This window comes from Streptomyces sp. CLV115 (assembly GCF_038448545.1).
Classification (GTDB): domain Bacteria; phylum Actinomycetota; class Actinomycetes; order Streptomycetales; family Streptomycetaceae; genus Streptomyces; species Streptomyces sanglieri.
The window spans coordinates 1-15,334 of sequence record NZ_JBCEWQ010000194.1 but is presented as its reverse complement, the minus strand read 5'-3'; the positions used below and the strand labels follow the sequence as shown (position 1 = coordinate 15,334).

At 71.3% G+C, this 15,334-nt stretch carries 16 protein-coding genes; 6 read left to right on the top strand and 10 right to left on the bottom strand.

Annotated elements, in window-relative coordinates; genetic code table 11:
- The first annotated feature begins 110 nt into the window (after positions 1 to 110).
- On the top strand, positions 111 to 947 hold the full coding sequence (locus AADR41_RS37465; RefSeq protein ID WP_342286560.1) for an SURF1 family protein: 837 nt from the start codon (positions 111 to 113) through the stop codon (positions 945 to 947).
- 194 nt (positions 948 to 1,141) lie between these two features.
- On the opposite strand, the gene AADR41_RS37460 is transcribed toward AADR41_RS37465, so the two are convergent.
- From AADR41_RS37460 to AADR41_RS37445, 4 genes are all read right to left on the bottom strand, one after another.
- Positions 1,142 to 2,410 carry a hypothetical protein gene (locus tag AADR41_RS37460; protein WP_446751177.1) on the bottom strand — a complete coding sequence of 423 codons (1,269 nt, stop codon included), beginning with the start codon at positions 2,408 to 2,410 and terminating at the stop codon, positions 1,142 to 1,144.
- A gap of 185 nt (positions 2,411 to 2,595) precedes the next feature.
- Complete coding sequence (locus tag AADR41_RS37455) at positions 2,596 to 3,171, bottom strand: SigE family RNA polymerase sigma factor (RefSeq protein WP_342286556.1); 576 nt, start codon at positions 3,169 to 3,171, stop codon at positions 2,596 to 2,598.
- A gap of 368 nt (positions 3,172 to 3,539) precedes the next feature.
- Positions 3,540 to 4,604 carry an aspartate-semialdehyde dehydrogenase gene (locus AADR41_RS37450; RefSeq protein ID WP_342286555.1) on the bottom strand — a complete coding sequence of 355 codons (1,065 nt, stop codon included), beginning with the start codon at positions 4,602 to 4,604 and terminating at the stop codon, positions 3,540 to 3,542.
- Positions 4,601 to 5,872, bottom strand: coding sequence for an aspartate kinase (locus AADR41_RS37445; protein WP_266915004.1), 1,272 nt, complete (start codon positions 5,870 to 5,872; stop codon positions 4,601 to 4,603). Before AADR41_RS37445 ends, AADR41_RS37450 begins: the two co-directional genes overlap by 4 nt.
- Positions 5,873 to 6,145: 273 nt before the next feature.
- Here AADR41_RS37445 and AADR41_RS37440 point away from each other — a divergent pair, with 273 nt between their 5' ends.
- Positions 6,146 to 6,439, top strand: coding sequence for a hypothetical protein (locus tag AADR41_RS37440; protein WP_342286554.1), 294 nt, complete (start codon positions 6,146 to 6,148; stop codon positions 6,437 to 6,439).
- A 13-nt stretch (positions 6,440 to 6,452) separates the two neighbouring features.
- Here the strand turns inward: AADR41_RS37440 and AADR41_RS37435 are convergent, their stop codons facing one another.
- The 3 genes from AADR41_RS37435 to AADR41_RS37425 all read right to left on the bottom strand — a co-directional run bounded on the left by AADR41_RS37435 (position 6,453) and on the right by AADR41_RS37425 (position 8,269).
- Positions 6,453 to 7,112 (bottom strand): DUF5063 domain-containing protein, encoded by a 660-nt coding sequence (locus tag AADR41_RS37435; protein ID WP_266731732.1) that lies wholly within the window; start codon positions 7,110 to 7,112, stop codon positions 6,453 to 6,455.
- 167 nt (positions 7,113 to 7,279) lie between these two features.
- Positions 7,280 to 7,879, bottom strand: coding sequence for a recombination mediator RecR (gene recR, locus AADR41_RS37430; RefSeq protein ID WP_124719582.1), 600 nt, complete (start codon positions 7,877 to 7,879; stop codon positions 7,280 to 7,282).
- Positions 7,880 to 7,933: 54 nt separating this feature from the next.
- Positions 7,934 to 8,269, bottom strand: coding sequence for a YbaB/EbfC family nucleoid-associated protein (locus tag AADR41_RS37425; protein ID WP_072487886.1), 336 nt, complete (start codon positions 8,267 to 8,269; stop codon positions 7,934 to 7,936).
- A 369-nt stretch (positions 8,270 to 8,638) separates the two neighbouring features.
- Between AADR41_RS37425 and AADR41_RS37420 the strand changes: the two genes are divergently transcribed.
- On the top strand, positions 8,639 to 9,433 hold the full coding sequence (locus tag AADR41_RS37420) for an SLATT domain-containing protein (RefSeq protein ID WP_446751178.1): 795 nt from the start codon (positions 8,639 to 8,641) through the stop codon (positions 9,431 to 9,433).
- 132 nt (positions 9,434 to 9,565) lie between these two features.
- Here the strand turns inward: AADR41_RS37420 and AADR41_RS37415 are convergent, their stop codons facing one another.
- The 3 genes from AADR41_RS37415 to AADR41_RS37405 form a co-directional block, all read right to left on the bottom strand.
- Positions 9,566 to 10,216, bottom strand: coding sequence for a hypothetical protein (locus tag AADR41_RS37415; RefSeq protein WP_342286551.1), 651 nt, complete (start codon positions 10,214 to 10,216; stop codon positions 9,566 to 9,568).
- 120 nt (positions 10,217 to 10,336) lie between these two features.
- Positions 10,337 to 11,083 (bottom strand): GntR family transcriptional regulator, encoded by a 747-nt coding sequence (locus AADR41_RS37410; RefSeq protein WP_342286550.1) that lies wholly within the window; start codon positions 11,081 to 11,083, stop codon positions 10,337 to 10,339.
- 119 nt (positions 11,084 to 11,202) lie between these two features.
- Positions 11,203 to 12,576, bottom strand: coding sequence for an aspartate aminotransferase family protein (locus tag AADR41_RS37405; protein ID WP_342286549.1), 1,374 nt, complete (start codon positions 12,574 to 12,576; stop codon positions 11,203 to 11,205).
- A 257-nt stretch (positions 12,577 to 12,833) separates the two neighbouring features.
- Here AADR41_RS37405 and AADR41_RS37400 point away from each other — a divergent pair, with 257 nt between their 5' ends.
- The 3 genes from AADR41_RS37400 to AADR41_RS37390 form a co-directional block, all read left to right on the top strand.
- A complete protein-coding gene (locus tag AADR41_RS37400) occupies positions 12,834 to 13,439 on the top strand; it encodes a DJ-1/PfpI family protein (protein ID WP_266914999.1) in 606 nt (201 codons plus the stop codon).
- The gene (locus AADR41_RS37395) at positions 13,436 to 13,951 is read left to right on the top strand and encodes a MarR family winged helix-turn-helix transcriptional regulator (RefSeq protein WP_342286548.1); all 516 of its coding nucleotides are present in this window, start codon (positions 13,436 to 13,438) and stop codon (positions 13,949 to 13,951) included. The genes AADR41_RS37400 and AADR41_RS37395 overlap by 4 nt, the downstream gene beginning before the upstream one ends.
- 166 nt (positions 13,952 to 14,117) lie before the next feature.
- Positions 14,118 to 15,334, top strand: a 1,217-nt coding sequence (locus AADR41_RS37390) for a serine/threonine-protein kinase (RefSeq protein WP_342286547.1), incomplete at its 3' end; no start/stop codon positions are given.

The window sequence follows — 15,334 nt, the reverse complement described above, 5'->3', positions numbered from 1 at the left end:
GTCGGGGACGGGGCAAGTCGCGGACCGGCGCGGCGCGGCGGGGCGGGGAGCACGGTCGTCAGTCGGCACCCCGCTCCGGGCGGCCGGAGCGGGGACCGTACCGTGGAGGGGTGTACCGGTTCCTGCTGACCCCGCGATGGTGGGGGATCAACCTCTTCGTCGTGCTGGCCATCCCGTTCTGCGTGTTCATGGGCACCTGGCAGCTCGGCCGCTTCGAGGACCGCGTGCAGACGCACGACGCCGCCGAGAAGCAGCCCGCCCCCGGCACCCGGCCCGCCAAGCCGATCGACGAGCTGCTGCCCGTCGACACGGTGACCTCCGGCCGCCCCGCCATCGCCACCGGCCGGTACGCCGATCAGTTCCTGGTGCCCGGACGGAAGTTGGACGACAGGAGCGGCTTCTACGTCCTGGACATGCTCCGTACGGACAGCGGCAAGGCCCTGCCGGTGGTGCGCGGCTGGCTGCCCGGCAAGCCCGGCCGGACACCCGTGCCCGCCGCGCCGACCGGCAAGGTCACGGTGACCGGCGACCTGCAGGCGTCCGAGAACGCGGGCACCACGGGCGTCGAGACGAAGGGCGGGCTCCCCGACGGCCAGTTGGGCATGATCAGCGCCGCGTCGCTGATCAACCTCGTCCCGTACGACGTCTACGACGCATGGGTGACGCTCCAGGACGCACAGGCCGGCGAGCTGCGTCCCGTACCGGCCGCCGCGGCGCAGGGCACCGGACTCGACCTGAAGGCGTTCCAGAACCTCGGCTACACCGGCGAGTGGTTCGTCTTCGCCGGGTTCGTGCTCTTCATGTGGTTCCGGCTGGTCCGCCGCGAGGCCGAGGCGGCGCGCGACCTGCAACTGGGCCTGGTGGAGGAAGCGGCAGCCGCTCCTGAGACGGAGCCCGGCAAGGACGCTGTGAGTACGGGCACGGGCGCGGGTACCGGCGCCGCCTGAGTCGCGGACGAGGCGACGACACGGCGACACGAGCGACACGGGCGACAGGGGCGACAGGGGCGACAGGGGCGACAGGGGCACAGTGAGGGGCCCGCCGGATCGGTGATCGATCCGGCGAGCCCCTCACGTCATGTCTCGGTCCGTCGCGTCTCGTCCCGCCCCGCCCTGCTGCCTCGCCCCGCCCCGCTGCCGCGTCACGTCGCGGGGGCCAGCACCCCGGTCCGGTAGATCGTGCCCGAGCAGGCGTTGGAGATCTTCGTCTCGGCGACCGGCGCCCCGGGCTCCGGCGTGTGCATCACCGCGACGCTGCCGTCCTGCGTACTGCCGCCGTCCTCGCTGCCGAACTGCGTGTCCGTCTCCGACGTCCCGTCGCTGCTCCCCGTACCGGCACCGGCCGCCGCAGCGCCGCTCGCACCGCCCGTGTCGTCGGTCGGCGTCGGGCTCGGCGAGCCGCCGACGGTCGGGCAGGTGTCCTTCGGCACCCAGGCGAACTTCACCTCGTACGACATCGAAGGCTTCAGCAGCACCGTCCCCTGCTCCTGCGAGGGGTCGGGCAGTCCGGCCGCCGCATCGCCCGCGGTGTGCTGGACGACCGCGATCCGGGCCGGGTCGGCCGCGCCGATCGCCTGGAAGCCCACGCTGCCGCCGCTGCTCACCGAGCAGTCCGTGCCGGAGACGTTGGAGATCCGGAAGGTGCCGTAGACCGTGCCGTCGGCACCGGCCGCACCGGTCTCGGCCGAGGCGACGCCGAGCTGTCCCGGGTCGCAGGTCCGCATCGCGACCACCGCCGAGCCGGACGGGTCGGCGACCCCGCCGGACAGGTTGCCGTCGGAACCCTGGCCACGGCTGTCGGAGGGGCTGCTCGTGCTGGTGGGATGGTTCCGGCCGCCGTCGGCCTGCCCATCGGTGTTGCCGCTGCTGTTCTTCCCGCCGGACTGCGAGTCGGTGTCGGTTCCGCTGCCGCCCTGTGCCTGCTCACCGTGCCCGGCTATCGCGGGGTTGGCGGTGTCCGAACCGTCGGAGTTCGCGACATGGACGAAGGCGGGGACCGCGGTGCCGATGAGCAGTGCCGCGGCCGCCAGTCCCACGACGGCCTGGCGTCGCTTGGCGCGCCGGGCGGGAACCGCGCGCTGGAGATGATCGAGCGTGCCGTCGCCGGGCTCGATGTTCCGGACGGCGCCCTGCAGCATGCGGCGCAATGCGACCTCGTCGAAATCCGCGCCGTCACCGGCACCCGGGCCGGTACCCGGACCGCCGTCCCGCCCGGTCCCCGCGCCGAAGAGGCTGCTCAGACTGCCGAGCCCGGCAGTCTCGTCGGTCTCGGAAGCCCGGCCGGCCTCGGAAGCCCGGCCGGTCTCAAAAGCCCCGCCGACCCCATCAGCCCCGCCAGGGCCACCGGCCCTGTCGGCCCCGTCGGTCCCGTCGGCCCCAGCCGCCCCAGCCGTTCCAGGGTCGTGGTTCACAATTCCGTTTCCAGTCCGGTCATTCCGACGCTCACGCCGATGCTCCCGTTCGGGACCGTTCTCGCCCCCGGGGCCGTTCCCACGCTCGGGGCCCTTCTCACGCTCGGGACCGTTCGCGCCCTCGGGGCCCTTCTCACGCTCGGGACCGTTCGCGCCCTCGGGGCCGTTCTCGTGCTCGCGCCGGCTCATCCCTGTGCCTCCATCACGACGCGCAGCGCCGCGATCCCGCGGGAGCCGTAGGCCTTGACCGAGCCCAGGGATATCCCGAGCGTCTCGGCCACCTGGACCTCCGTCATGTCCGCGAAGTAACGCAGCACCAGCACCTCCCGCTGGCGCCGTTGCAGCCCCCGCATCGCCTTGATCAGCGCGTCCCGCTCCAGCTGGTCGTACGCGCCCTCCTCCGCGCTCGCCATGTCCGGCATGGGCTTGGAGAGCAGCTTCAGGCCGAGGATGCGGCGGCGCAGCGCGGAGCGCGAGAGGTTGACGACGGTCTGGCGCAGATACGCGAGCGTCTTCTCCGGGTCACGCACCCGGTTGCGCGCCGAGTGCACCCGGATGAACGCCTCCTGCACCACGTCCTCGCAGGAGGCGGTGTCGTCCAGGAGCAGGGCCGCGAGCCCGAGCAGCGAGCGGTAGTGGGCCCGATAGGTCTCGGTGAGATGGTCGACCGTGGTTCCGGCAGCCACGGCCTCCTCAGCGCCCTCGCGTTGCGCGGGCAGCCGTGCGGGGCGCGCAGCGGGCATGGGCGCAATCACCGGCATACCGCCGGGTGCGCGGGGCCGTCGGAGCGGACGCACCGAAGCGCCGCGCAAGGGGCCCACCACCGTGATATCGAGAACCTCTGCCACGCCAGTTGGACACGTTCCCCCCCATCAGGGTTGTACGCGCGCGGCACCGCGTTCGCCGTCGTGCGACATGCCCTCATACGTACCTGCACTTCCCCGAACACCCTGAATGCCCCGAATTTTTCGCCCCGCCGCGCCAGAGGTGACCGCATAGACGCGTAGTCCCCGGTCGGCGGTTGCAGCAGGCCGAAAGTCATCGTCGGATACCCCGACACCCCATCTCAAGAGGTTGAGACCTTCAACTTACTCACAGGACGTTCACAGAGAGGACAATTCGGGTTCGATCAGGACCTTGGGAACTCGGCGGCCACCGATTCGGCGATCTGCGCCACGTTCAGCGCCGCCCCCTTACGGAGATTGTCGCCGCAGACGAAGAGCTCCAGACCTCGGGGATCGTCCAGTGACCTGCGCACTCGTCCCACCCAGGTCGGATCGGTGCCCACGACGTCGGACGGCGTCGGAAAGTCTCCCGCCGCCGGGCTGTCGTAGAGCACCACGCCCGGTGCCGTCGCCAGGATCTCGTGGGCCCGGTCGACCTCGATCTCGTTCTCGAACCGGGCATGAACGGACATCGAGTGCGTCGCGATGACGGGTACGTACACACAGGTCGCCGCGACCCGCAGGCCCGGCAGGTCCAGAACCTTGCGGCACTCCTCGCGGATCGCCAGTTCCTCGGAGGACCAGCCGTCCCCGGCGTCGGTGCCTGCCCAGGGCACCACGTTGAGGGCGACCGGGGCGGCGAAGGGGCTGCCCTCGGTGTCCCCCAGGGCCCTGCGTACGTCTCCCGGCTTCGTGCCCAGTTCCGTACCGGCGACCAGCGACAGCTGTTCGCGGAGCGCCGCGACGCCGTCCCGGCCCACCCCGCTCACCGCCTGGTAGGAGGAGACGACCAGCTCCCGCACGCCGAACTCGGCGTGCAGTGCCCCGACCGCGACGATCAGCGCGAGCGTCGTGCAGTTGGGACTCGCGACGATGCCGCGTGGCCTGATCCGTACGGCGTGCGGATTGATCTCGGGCACGACCAGTGGCACGTCCGCGTCCAGCCGGAACGCGGCGGAGTCGTCGATGACGACCGCGCCCTTGGCCGCGGCGATCGGCGCCCACTGCGCGGACACCTCGTCGGGCACCAGGAACAGCGCCACGTCGACGTCGTCGAAGACGTCCTCGGTGAGCTGGAGGACCTCGCTCTCCTCGCCGCGCACGACCAGCTTGCGGCCGGCCGAGCGCGGCGAGGCGATCAGCTTCACCTCGCCCCAGACATCCGCGTGCTGCGAAAGGATCTGGAGCATGACACCGCCGATCGCCCCGGTCGCTCCGACGACCGCGAGCGAAGGGCGGCGCGCGGTCATCGGCCGGTGCCCCCGTAGACGACGGCCTCGTCGGAGTCGCTGTCGAGACCGAAGGCGGTGTGCACGGCGCGCACGGCCTCGATGACGTCGTCGGCGCGGGTGACCACCGAGATGCGGATCTCGGACGTCGAGATCAGCTCGATGTTCACACCGGCGTCCGACAGCGCCTCGAAGAAGCCCGCCGTGACACCCGGGTTGGTCTTCATGCCGGCGCCGACCAGGGAGATCTTCGCGATCTGGTCGTCGTAGCGCAGCGACTCGAAGCCGATGGTGCCGCGGTTGCGCTCCAGGGCGTCGATGGCCTTGCGGCCCTCGGCCTTCGGCAGCGTGAACGAGATGTCGGTCAGACCGGTCGACGCGGCGGAGACGTTCTGCACCACCATGTCGATGTTGATCTCCGCGTTCGCGATGGTGCGGAAGATCGCGGCGGCCTCGCCCGGCTTGTCGGGAACGCCGACGACGGTGATCTTGGCCTCGGAGACGTCATGGGCGACTCCGGAGATGATCGCGTGCTCCACCTTCTGGTCCCCTTGCGGCTCGTTGCTGACCCAGGTTCCGCGCAGTCCGGAGAAGGACGAGCGGACGTGGATCGGAATGTTGTAGCGGCGTGCGTACTCCACGCACCGGTGCAGCAGCACCTTGGAGCCGGACGCGGCCAGCTCCAGCATGTCCTCGAAGGAGATCCAGTCGATCTTCCGGGCCTTCTTCACGACCCGCGGGTCGGCGGTGAAGACACCGTCCACATCGGTGTAGATCTCACAGACCTCGGCGTCCAGCGCGGCCGCGAGCGCGACGGCGGTGGTGTCGGACCCGCCGCGGCCGAGGGTGGTGATGTCCTTCTTGTCCTGGGACACACCCTGGAACCCCGCGACGATCGCGATGTTCCCCTCGTCCAGCGCCGTACGGATACGGCCCGGCGTCACATCGATGATGCGCGCTTTGTTGTGGACCGAGTCGGTGATGACGCCTGCCTGGCTACCGGTGAACGACTGGGCCTCGTGGCCCAGGTTTTTGATCGCCATCGCCAGCAGGGCCATGGAGATCCGCTCTCCGGCGGTCAGCAGCATGTCGAACTCACGCCCGGCAGGGATCGGGGATACCTGCTCGGCGAGATCGATCAACTCGTCCGTCGTGTCGCCCATCGCTGACACCACGACAACCACCTGGTTGCCGTTCTTCTTGGCATCGACGATTCGCTTGGCGACGCGCTTGATGCCCTCGGCATCGGCTACGGAGGAGCCTCCGTACTTCTGCACGACAAGGCCCACGTGCGCTCCTCGCTCAGTCCATTACTGCGGTCGGCTCAGTTTAACGAGCAGTCCGGAATCGACCCGCTGATACCACATGGTGAGATGTCCCGCTCAGAACGTGATCATCGGCGTGTCGCTCCGGACCGCTCGTACAGGTGTGCTGCCCGCCGAACCGGCTCGCATGCCGTATGTGGCCCAGCCCACACACCTGGCGGCCCGGCTCCACGATTCACCGGCCCCGCACCTCTAGCGTGAACCGGAACCCGACCATCCGCCCACCGGAGGCCCGCCATGCGCAAGCCGCTGCGCGCACTGCCCCTGCTCCTGGCCCTCGCCGCGCTCCCCCTGACCGCGTCCCCCGCCCATGCGGGCACCACCTGCTTCGCCACCCATGCCGACGCCCCGATCTACGCGGGAGCCAACCCTGTCCCGACACCGTCCGACATCGTCGGCTACCTGGACCCGGGCATCCCGGTGAACGCCACCCGCCAGGGCGCGGACGAGCCGTGGCGCGTATCGCGCACGGACAACGGCGCACCGCTGGGCTTCATGCACGACGGCGACCTGCGGTGCGACGGGGGCTGAGCAGCCGCCCGCGCTACTGCACCGGCCGCAGCCCCAGAGGGCCCGCGATCTCCTCGGCCATCACCCGGCCGGCCTCCTCGGCGAGGTCGTCGTCGAGGGTTTCCGTGTCGGTGTCCAGGCCGTCCAGCTCCTGGAGGGGCTGGTTGAGCCGGATGTGGGCGATCAGGGACTGGAGGGCGCGCAGGGTGGCGGAGGCGGTGGAGCCCCAGTTGGAGAAGTAGGAGAACTGCCACCACCACAGGGCCTCGGTGGTGCGGTCCTCCTCGTAGTGGGCCAGGCCGTGGCGCAGGTCGGTGACCAGGTCGGCCAGGTCGTCGGAGATCCGGGCCGGGACCGGGGCCTTGCGGGGCTCGTACGGGTCGAAGACCTCGGAGTAGACGTCGATCGGCTCCAGCAGGGCGGCGAACCGCTCGCGCAGCCCGTCGGCGTCCGGCTCCGCGCCCAGGTCCGGCTCGTAGCGCTCGTCGGGGACGATGTCCTCGTACGCGCCGAGCCGGCCGCCCGCCAGCAGGAGCTGGGAGACCTGGAGCAGCAGGACGGGGACGGCCTCCTCGGGCTCCTCGACCTTGGACACCTCGGTGACCGCGACGATGAACGTCTTGATCTGGTCGGCGATCTGGACGGCGAAGTCGTCCGGGTCCTGCGTGACGGAGTTCAGCGTGGCGTCAGACATCGAGGGGACCTCCCGTGGGCACGGTCGCGAACGGTGAGTAGAACATAGCGTCGCTGAACGTAAAGCCGCCGTGAGTCGCGGGAACGGTCCTCGAAACGGTCACGGGAAGAACATCGGAAGTCGTAAAGGCATCACACATCGGGCAGGCGCCCCGCGTCAGGCCGGCATCACACATCGAGCAGACGCCTCCCCTCGAAGGCGCGGCCCAGGGTGACCTCGTCCGCGTACTCCAGGTCGCCGCCGACCGGCAGGCCGCTGGCCAGTCTGGTGACCCGCAGGCCCATCGGCTTGACCATCCGCGCCAGGTACGTCGCGGTGGCCTCGCCCTCCAGGTTGGGGTCGGTCGCCAGGATCAGTTCCGTGATCGAACCGTCGGCGAGGCGGGCGAGCAGCTCACGGATGCGCAGATCGTCCGGGCCGACGCCCTCGATCGGACTGATCGCGCCGCCGAGCACGTGGTACCGGCCCCGGAACTCACGGGTCCGCTCGATCGCGACGACGTCCTTGGGCTCCTCGACCACACAGATCACCGAGGGGTCGCGGCGCGTGTCCCGGCAGATGTTGCACTGCTCCTGCTGGGCGACGTTGCCGCAGACCGAACAGAACCGGACCTTGTCCTTGACCTCCAGGAGGGCGTGGGCGAGGCGCCGCACATCGGTGGGCTCGGCCTGCAGGATGTGGAAGGCGATCCGCTGCGCGCTCTTGGGACCGACGCCGGGCAGCCTGCCCAACTCGTCGATGAGGTCCTGAACCACGCCTTCGTACAACGGGAACGCCTTCCTTTCCTGTCCTGGGGGAGCCGAGCCGGAGGATTCAGCGGGTCAGAAGGGGAGGCCGGGCATGCCGCCCAGGCCCTGGGCCAGCGGGCCCAGCTTCTGCTGCTGGAGCTGCTGCGCGTTCTCGTTCGCGGCCTGGACCGCGGCGACGACGAGGTCCGCGAGCGTCTCGGTGTCCTCCGGGTCGACCGCCTTCGGATCGATCACCAGATTGCGGAGCTCGCCGGAACCGGTCACGGTCGCCTTCACGAGACCGCCACCCGCCTGACCCTCGACCTCGGTCCTGGCCAGTTCCTCCTGGGCCGCGGCGAGGTCCTGCTGCATCTTCTGGGCCTGCTGCAGCAGTTGCTGCATATTGGGCTGACCACCACCGGGAATCACGGTCACTCCTGGCAATTCGACGACAAAATGTTTCGGTACGCCGAGCCTACGTGGTCACCGGGCAGCTCGCCCCACCCACTGGTGCGCAACTCTTTCGAGTGAGTTTCAGGCAGCCCTTGCCGGCCTCCTATACCTGATCACAGGCTCCGCGCACCCGGGAATACCGCGTTTTCTACTCCACGGCCCACCATTCGGCGGTAGGAAGGGCGTGCACATAGGTCACACAGGCGCACCGGCCGTCACGCAAGGTTACCCACGCGGGACTGTCGGCCACTCCGGAGAGCAGTGAGCACCCCGCCGTCGAAACCCGTCGCCGTTTCAGGCATCGCTACGCAGAATGCAGAGGAGTACCCGGTGAGCCAGCCGGAGATGCAGCCCGAAGGGCCGCCCCGCAACGAGCCCGGCCCGGCCGGCTCGGCCGGTTCCTCCGGTTCGGGCTCCGGCGCACGCGGCCGGGATACCCGGGGCGGGGGCGGCCGGGGCGGGGACCTGACCGGTACGCCGTTCCCGCTCGGCGACTGGGGCGAACCCGCCGACCGCCTCGACGAGCTGTACCGCTGGGTCGAGACCGACGCGCTGCGCACCGCCGACTGGTACATGAACGACCGGGTGCGCAAGCGCCGCGGCGCCAGGGTGCTACGGATCGGCACCGCGATCGGAACGGTCGCGGGCACCGCGCTGCCGTTGCTCGATCTGACCGGGGCGCTGCCCGGGGCGGCGGGCTGGGGCTATCTGTCGCTGCTGCTGGGCGCCTCGTGCATGGCGTGCGACCGGTACTTCGGCCTCACCTCCGGCTGGATAAGGAATCTCGCCACCGCCCAGGCCGTGCAGCGGCGCCTCCAGGTGCTGCAGTTCGACTGGGCGTCGGAGTGCGTACGGGAGGTGCTCGGTCCGACCGAGGGGACGGCCAGCGAGGCGGCCGAGCGGTGCCTGGGAGTGCTGCGGCGGTTCTCGGAGGACGTCACGGAGCTGGTGCGCACCGAGACCGCTGACTGGATGGTGGAGTTCCGGGCCGGGCCCGCACCGATGGGGATGCAGGCGCTGTCCTCGGGCACCGGGAACAGCGGGCGTTCGGATCAGGGGGTGCTGTCGGGGCGGTTCCCGCTCCAGACGATGACCCGGCCGAACATGCCGCGCCAGCGCCCGCCGGAGTCGCCTCGATGACCCCGCGACGACCGCCGCGATGACCCCGGCGGATCACGACGGATCACGATCTCCCCGGCGGATCGCGGCGGACCGTGGCGGATCACAACGGATCACGGTCGGTCGGGCAGGGCAAGGGCCGGCCCCGGGGCCTCAGCTGAAGATGATCATTGAGCCCTGGGCGAGGCTGCGGGTGGCCGCCGCGTGCAGGCCCAGCCAGACGTGCCGCTCGCGGGCGAACGGACTGTGGTCGTACGGGATCGGCGCCGCCGGCTCCTCAAGGGAGGTCGGTGCGGCGGGCGGCAGCGGTGCGGGCGGCGGGTTCGCCGGGTCGATGCCGATGGACGGGGCGACGTACTCCAGCTCCCGCAGCAGCCCGTGCGAGGAGCCGAGCGGGCCGCCGCCTGCCAGCAGGTCGTCGTTGGAGAGCGGGGCGGCGAAGTCCAGCGGGACGTACGCCCCGGCGTGGTCGTAGTGCCAGACCAGGTGGGACTGCTGGGCCGTCGCCTCGAACATCTCCAGCAACTGCTCGTAGTCCCCGCCCAGTTCCCCGACCGGTGTGACGGCCAGTCCGCTGAGCTGGAGCAGGAAGGCGCGGCGCAGGAAGTGCAGGGCGTCGTAGTCGAAGCCCGCGATCGGGGCGACGTCGCCCGTCAGGCCCGGCATGTAGGCGTACACGGGCACGGGCGGCAGTCCGGCCTCGCCCAACGCCTTGTCGTAGACGGCAATTTCTTCGGCGAACGGATTGTCGGGGCTGTGACACAGCACATCGACGAGGGGGACCAGCCACAGGTCACAGGCCACGAAGTCTCGCTCTCCCCTGGGTGCGCATGGAACGTGTGGAACGTTCGGGATGGTCGGGACAGCGTAATGCGGTGGTCGCGTTGCGCACAGTGGCCGGTACCGAAGAGGGGGCGGGGCGGGCTACGCCCCCGGCGCTCCGGGCTCCGGTTCCTGTCCGCCGCGCCCCGGATGTTCGATCTCGCCGGCCGCGAGCCGGTCCGCCCAGTTCAGCGCGTGGGAGCTGTAGTCGTCCAGCACCGTGCGCACCGCGTCGTGGTCGCCGAGGGTGACCGCCGCGACCAGATCCGGATGGCCGTGCCAGAGCCAGTCCCGGGCCCGCGCGTCGTGGCGCAGGTACGGCACCGCGAACACCCAGGCCTGGACGCGCAGTCGGTGCAGGAAGTCGTTGATGTAGGCGTTGCCCACCAGGGTGCCCAGCTCGCGCCAGAACCGCAGGTCGTAGCCGATGAGGATGTCGAGGTCGCCGCCGAGCGCCGCGCGTGCGGCCTCCTGGGCCCTGCGGCGCACGGGGACCAGACAGTCGCGGTACCCCGTCAGCTGCGCGGTCGAGAGCGCGGGGCCGAAGAAGATGCCGCGGACGACTCCGTCGATGACCAGGCTGCGGGCCTCGACCAGCGACCGGTAGTCGGCGACGGTGAATTCCCTTACCCGGAAGCCCCGGTGCTGGTCGGATTCCAGCAGTCCCTGCGCGGAGAGGTCGAAGAGCGCCTCGCGCACCGGGGTCGCCGATACGCCGTACTGTTCGGCGATCTGCTTGACCGTGAATTCCCGGCCCGGTTGCAGACGCCCGGCAAGCACTTCGTCACGCAGCGCGTCCGCGATCTGCTGCCGCAGCGTACTGCGGGTCACAGCTCCGCTCGCGCCCATGGCGCCCCTCCCCGTTTTTCGCTTCCGGTCACCTTAAGCCAGGGCCGCTGTGCCCGGATCCGGGCAGGGGGAGGGGCGTCGTACCGCGGGTGCCTGTCAGGCGGCCCGCGGCATCCGGGTCACGCTGTGTGCTCGTCCGCGACCGAGAGCGCCGCGTCGAGGGCCGCGAGGCCTTCCTTGGCCTCGGCCTCGGTGATGTTGCAGGCGGGGACGGCGTGTGTGCGGTTCATGTTGATGAAGGGCCACAGGCCGTTCTTCTTGGCCGCGGCGCCGAAGGCCGCCATCGGCGCGTTGGCCTCGCCCGTCGCGTTGTACGGGACCAGCGGCTCGCGGGTCTCCTTGTTGCGGACCAGGTCCAGCGCCCAGAACGCGCCGAGGCCGCGGACCTCGCCGACCGACGGGTGGCGCTCGGCGAGCTCGCGCAGGCCGGGGCCGAGGACCGTCTCACCGATGTGCGCGGCGTTCTCGATGACCTTCTCGTCCTCCATCACGTGGATGGTGGCGACGGCGGCGGCACAGGCCAGCGGGTGACCGGAGTACGTGAGTCCGCCCGGGTAGGCGCGGGTCTCGAAGGTCGCGGCGATCTCGGCGGAGATCGCGACTCCGCCGAGCGGCACGTAACCGGAGTTGACGCCCTTGGCGAAGGTCATCAGGTCCGGCACCACGTCGAAGTGGTCGGCGGCGAACCACTTGCCGGTGCGGCCGAAGCCGGCCATGACCTCGTCGAGGACGAAGACGATGCCGTACCGGTCGCAGATCTCGCGGACGCCCGCGAGGTAGCCGGGCGGCGGCGTCATGATGCCCGCGGTGCCGGGGATGGTCTCCAGGATGATCGCGGCGATCGTGCCGGGGCCCTCGAAGGCGAGGGTGTCCTCCAGGTGCTGGAGTGCGCGGGCGCACTCCTCGGCCTCGGTCCCGGCGTGGAACGGCGAGCGGTAGAGGAACGGCGCCCAGAAGCGGACGACGCCCGCCGAGCCGTTGTCGGACGGCCAGCGGCGCGGGTCACCGGTCAGATTGATCGCGGTGGAGGTGGCGCCGTGGTACGAGCGGTAGGCGGAGAGCACCTTCGTACGGCCGGTGTGCAGCCGGGCCATCCGGACGGCGTTCTCGACGGCCTCGGCCCCGCCGTTGGTGAAGAAGATCTTGTCCAGGTCGCCGGGGGTGCGCTCGGCGATGAGGCGTGCGGCCTCGGAGCGCGCCTCGATCGCGAACGCGGGTGCGAAGGTGGCGAGTTTGCCGGCCTGCTCCTGGATCGCGGCGACGACGGTGGGGTGCTGGTAGCCGATGTTGGTGTAGACGAGGCCGCTGGTGAAGTCCAGGTAGCGGTTGCCGTCGTAGTCCCAGAAGTACGCCCCCTCGGCGCCGGCGACGGCGAGCGGGTCGATCAGGCCCTGGGCGGACCAGGAGTGGAACACGTGCGCGCGGTCGGCGGCCTTCACGGCCGCGCCGGCAGCGGGGTCGACATGCGGGGCATGCGGGGCATGAGGGGTCATGCGGCGAGCGTAGGGCGTGCCGGGAGCCGCCCGACATGGCCACCTTGTATGGCATGGGGCGCTCCGCTGGGCAGGGTGTCGGGTCGTCGCGGACGGCGTCGAATCACGGATCGGCGCGGTTCGCCGCACGGCTCGGCCTGCCGGAATCGATTGGTAATATGTTGCCATATTGACAGCATGTTGGCATGCTCTCGGTGGTCGCTCGTGGCCGTCGCCGAAGAGCGGGGCCGACGGGACAGTTCCACCGAGGAGGCGCCATGACCGACACCCGCGGGACCATTCACCTGGCCGTGTACGACACCCTCGCCGACTGGGAGACGGGGCACACCACCGCCCATCTCGCGCAGGCCGGCTTCACCGTGCGGACGGTCGGCCCCACCACCGGCCCCGTCACCACCATGGGCGGGCTGCGCGTCCTGCCCGACCTCCCGCTCGCGGACCTGCGCCCCGAGGACAGCGCGCTCCTGGTGCTCCCCGGCGCCGGGCTCTGGGACGCCGGTGACACGCTCGCCCCCTTCGCCCGTGCGGCGCGCGGCTTCCTGGACGCCGGGGTGCCGGTCGCCGCGATCTGCGGTGCGACGGCGGGCCTGGCCCGCGAGGGCCTGCTCGACGACCGCGCACACACGAGCGCGGTCTCCTTCTACCTCGCGGCCACGGGCTACGGGGGCGGCGACCGCTACGTCGACGCGGACGCGGTGACGGACGGCGACCTCATCACGGCCGGGCCGACCGAACCGGTCGCGTTCGCCCGCGAGGTCTTCGCGCGGCTCGGGGTGTACGAGGGCGAGAGGCTCGACGCCTGGTACCGGCTGTTCCACGACTCGGACCTGGCCGCCTACGAGATCCTGAACGCCGGCTCATGAGCCGGGAACCCGCGAACCGGCACCCCGCCGCCCAGGACCCCGCGAACCGGGCCCCCGCCGGTCCGGAACCCGCGAGCGACAAGGAGCTGCTGAGCCGCACCGCGCTCGGCGTCTTCCGGCTCAGTGGCCAATTCCTCTCCGTCTCGGAGCAATTGGCCAGGCCCGCCGGGCTCACCGCCTCCTGGTGGCAGGTCCTCGGGGCCGTTCTCCGCGAGGACCTGCCCGTCTCCGGGATCGCCCGCGTCATGGGCATGACCCGGCAGGGCGTGCAGCGCGTAGCCGACCTGCTGGTCGGCAAGGGCCTCGCCGAGTACGTACCCAACCCCGCCCACCGTCGCGCCAAACTGCTGCGCCCCACCGACGAGGGACGCGCCGCGGTCCGGCGCATCGATCCCGGCCACGCCGCGCTCGCCGCCCGGCTCGCCGCCGAGCTGGGCGAGGAACAATTCGCCGAGACCGTAAGGGTGCTGGATCAGCTGGCCGCCGCCATGGACGCTGTCGCCGAGACGTAGACGCACCCCCGCCGCCCGGCGGATCTGCCCTCCCGGGACAGGTCCGCCGCGCGTTCCCGGCCGAAGCCCGCAACCGGCCCCGCCGCATGCTGCGTGGATCCCTATGATCGAGCGAGCCACGCCAGGCATCGCTCAGTTCGAACCCCGGGGAAGGACGTTCAGCGCCATGCAGAGCCTGACGCCACAGGATCCGCGTGCCATCGGCGCGTACCGGCTGCTGGGCCGTGTCGGCACCGGCGGCATGGGCCAGGTCTACCTGGCCCGGTCCGACCGCGGCCGCACCGTAGCGATCAAGCTGGTACGGGGCGAACTCGCCGAGCAGCAGGAGTTCCGCGACCGCTTCCGCCACGAAGTACGGGCCGCCCGCCAGGTCGGATCCGCCTGGACCGCCCCCGTGCTGGACGCCGACACCGAGGCCGCCGTGCCCTGGGTCGCCACCGGTTACGTCGCCGGGCCCTCCCTCCAGGCCACCGTCACCGGCCCGCGCACCCCCGTGGGGGTGGCGTCCGGGGCGTACGGTCCCCTCCCCGAGCGTTCGGTCCACATCCTGGGCTCCGGTCTCACCCACGCCCTCCAGGCGATCCACGCCGCCGGGCTCGTCCACCGCGACCTCAAACCCTCCAACATCCTGCTGACGATCGACGGGCCGCGCGTCATCGACTTCGGCATCGCGCGGGCGCTGCACACGGTCTCCGACGGCGGCGTCACCCGCACCGGGGCCCTGGTCGGTTCGCCCGGCTTCATGTCGCCCGAGCAGGTACGGGGCGAGCGGGTCACCCCGGCGTGCGACGTGTTCTGCCTCGGCTCGGTACTGGCGTACGCCTCGACCGGCCGGCTTCCGTTCGGGACGTCCGACAGCGGTGCGCACGCGCAGATGTTCCGGATCGCGCAGGAGGACCCGGACCTGACCGGTGTCCCCGTGGGCCTCGTGGAGTTGATCAGCGACTGCCTGCGGAAGGACCCGGCCGCCCGCCCGACGACGGACGAGCTCCTGGAGCGCCTGGCCGACGGCGACACGGCGGAACCCTGGCTCCCCGGCGCCCTCATAGCCCAGCTCGGCCGCCACGCGGTCGAGTTGCTGGACTCGGAGGATCCGCAGGACCCGGAGGACTACCCGATCGCCCCGGCGCAGGCGGCGCCCGTACCGGACCCGACTCCCCCGGCGCCCGCGACGGCCGCCACGACCGCCGTGCCCCCGGCGGCCACGCCCGCACACACGCCCGCGCCGGCACCCGGCTACGGCTACCCGTCGCACGCCGGCCCCTTCGGCGCCCAGCAGCCTCCCGCCGCCTACGGCTACCCGCAGCAGCCGTACCAGCCGCAGCAACACCAGCACCAGCAGCCCGGATTCGGCCCCACGCCCCCGTACGGCCCCTCCTACCC

Bases quoted from the DNA above. Each gene is read 5' to 3' on its own strand.
- AADR41_RS37410 (WP_342286550.1), bottom strand. From the start codon at position 11,083: ATGGGCGCGAGCGGAGCTGTGACCCGCAGTACGCTGCGGCAGCAGATC.
- AADR41_RS37395 (WP_342286548.1), top strand. From the start codon at position 13,436: ATGAGCCGGGAACCCGCGAACCGGCACCCCGCCGCCCAGGACCCCGCG.
- AADR41_RS37405 (WP_342286549.1), bottom strand. From the start codon at position 12,576: ATGACCCCTCATGCCCCGCATGCCCCGCATGTCGACCCCGCTGCCGGC.
- AADR41_RS37400 (WP_266914999.1), top strand. From the start codon at position 12,834: ATGACCGACACCCGCGGGACCATTCACCTGGCCGTGTACGACACCCTC.
- AADR41_RS37450 (WP_342286555.1), bottom strand. From the start codon at position 4,604: ATGACCGCGCGCCGCCCTTCGCTCGCGGTCGTCGGAGCGACCGGGGCG.
- AADR41_RS37455 (WP_342286556.1), bottom strand. From the start codon at position 3,171: ATGCCGGTGATTGCGCCCATGCCCGCTGCGCGCCCCGCACGGCTGCCC.
- AADR41_RS37435 (WP_266731732.1), bottom strand. From the start codon at position 7,112: ATGTCTGACGCCACGCTGAACTCCGTCACGCAGGACCCGGACGACTTC.
- AADR41_RS37420 (WP_446751178.1), top strand. From the start codon at position 8,639: ATGCAGCCCGAAGGGCCGCCCCGCAACGAGCCCGGCCCGGCCGGCTCG.
- AADR41_RS37440 (WP_342286554.1), top strand. From the start codon at position 6,146: ATGCGCAAGCCGCTGCGCGCACTGCCCCTGCTCCTGGCCCTCGCCGCG.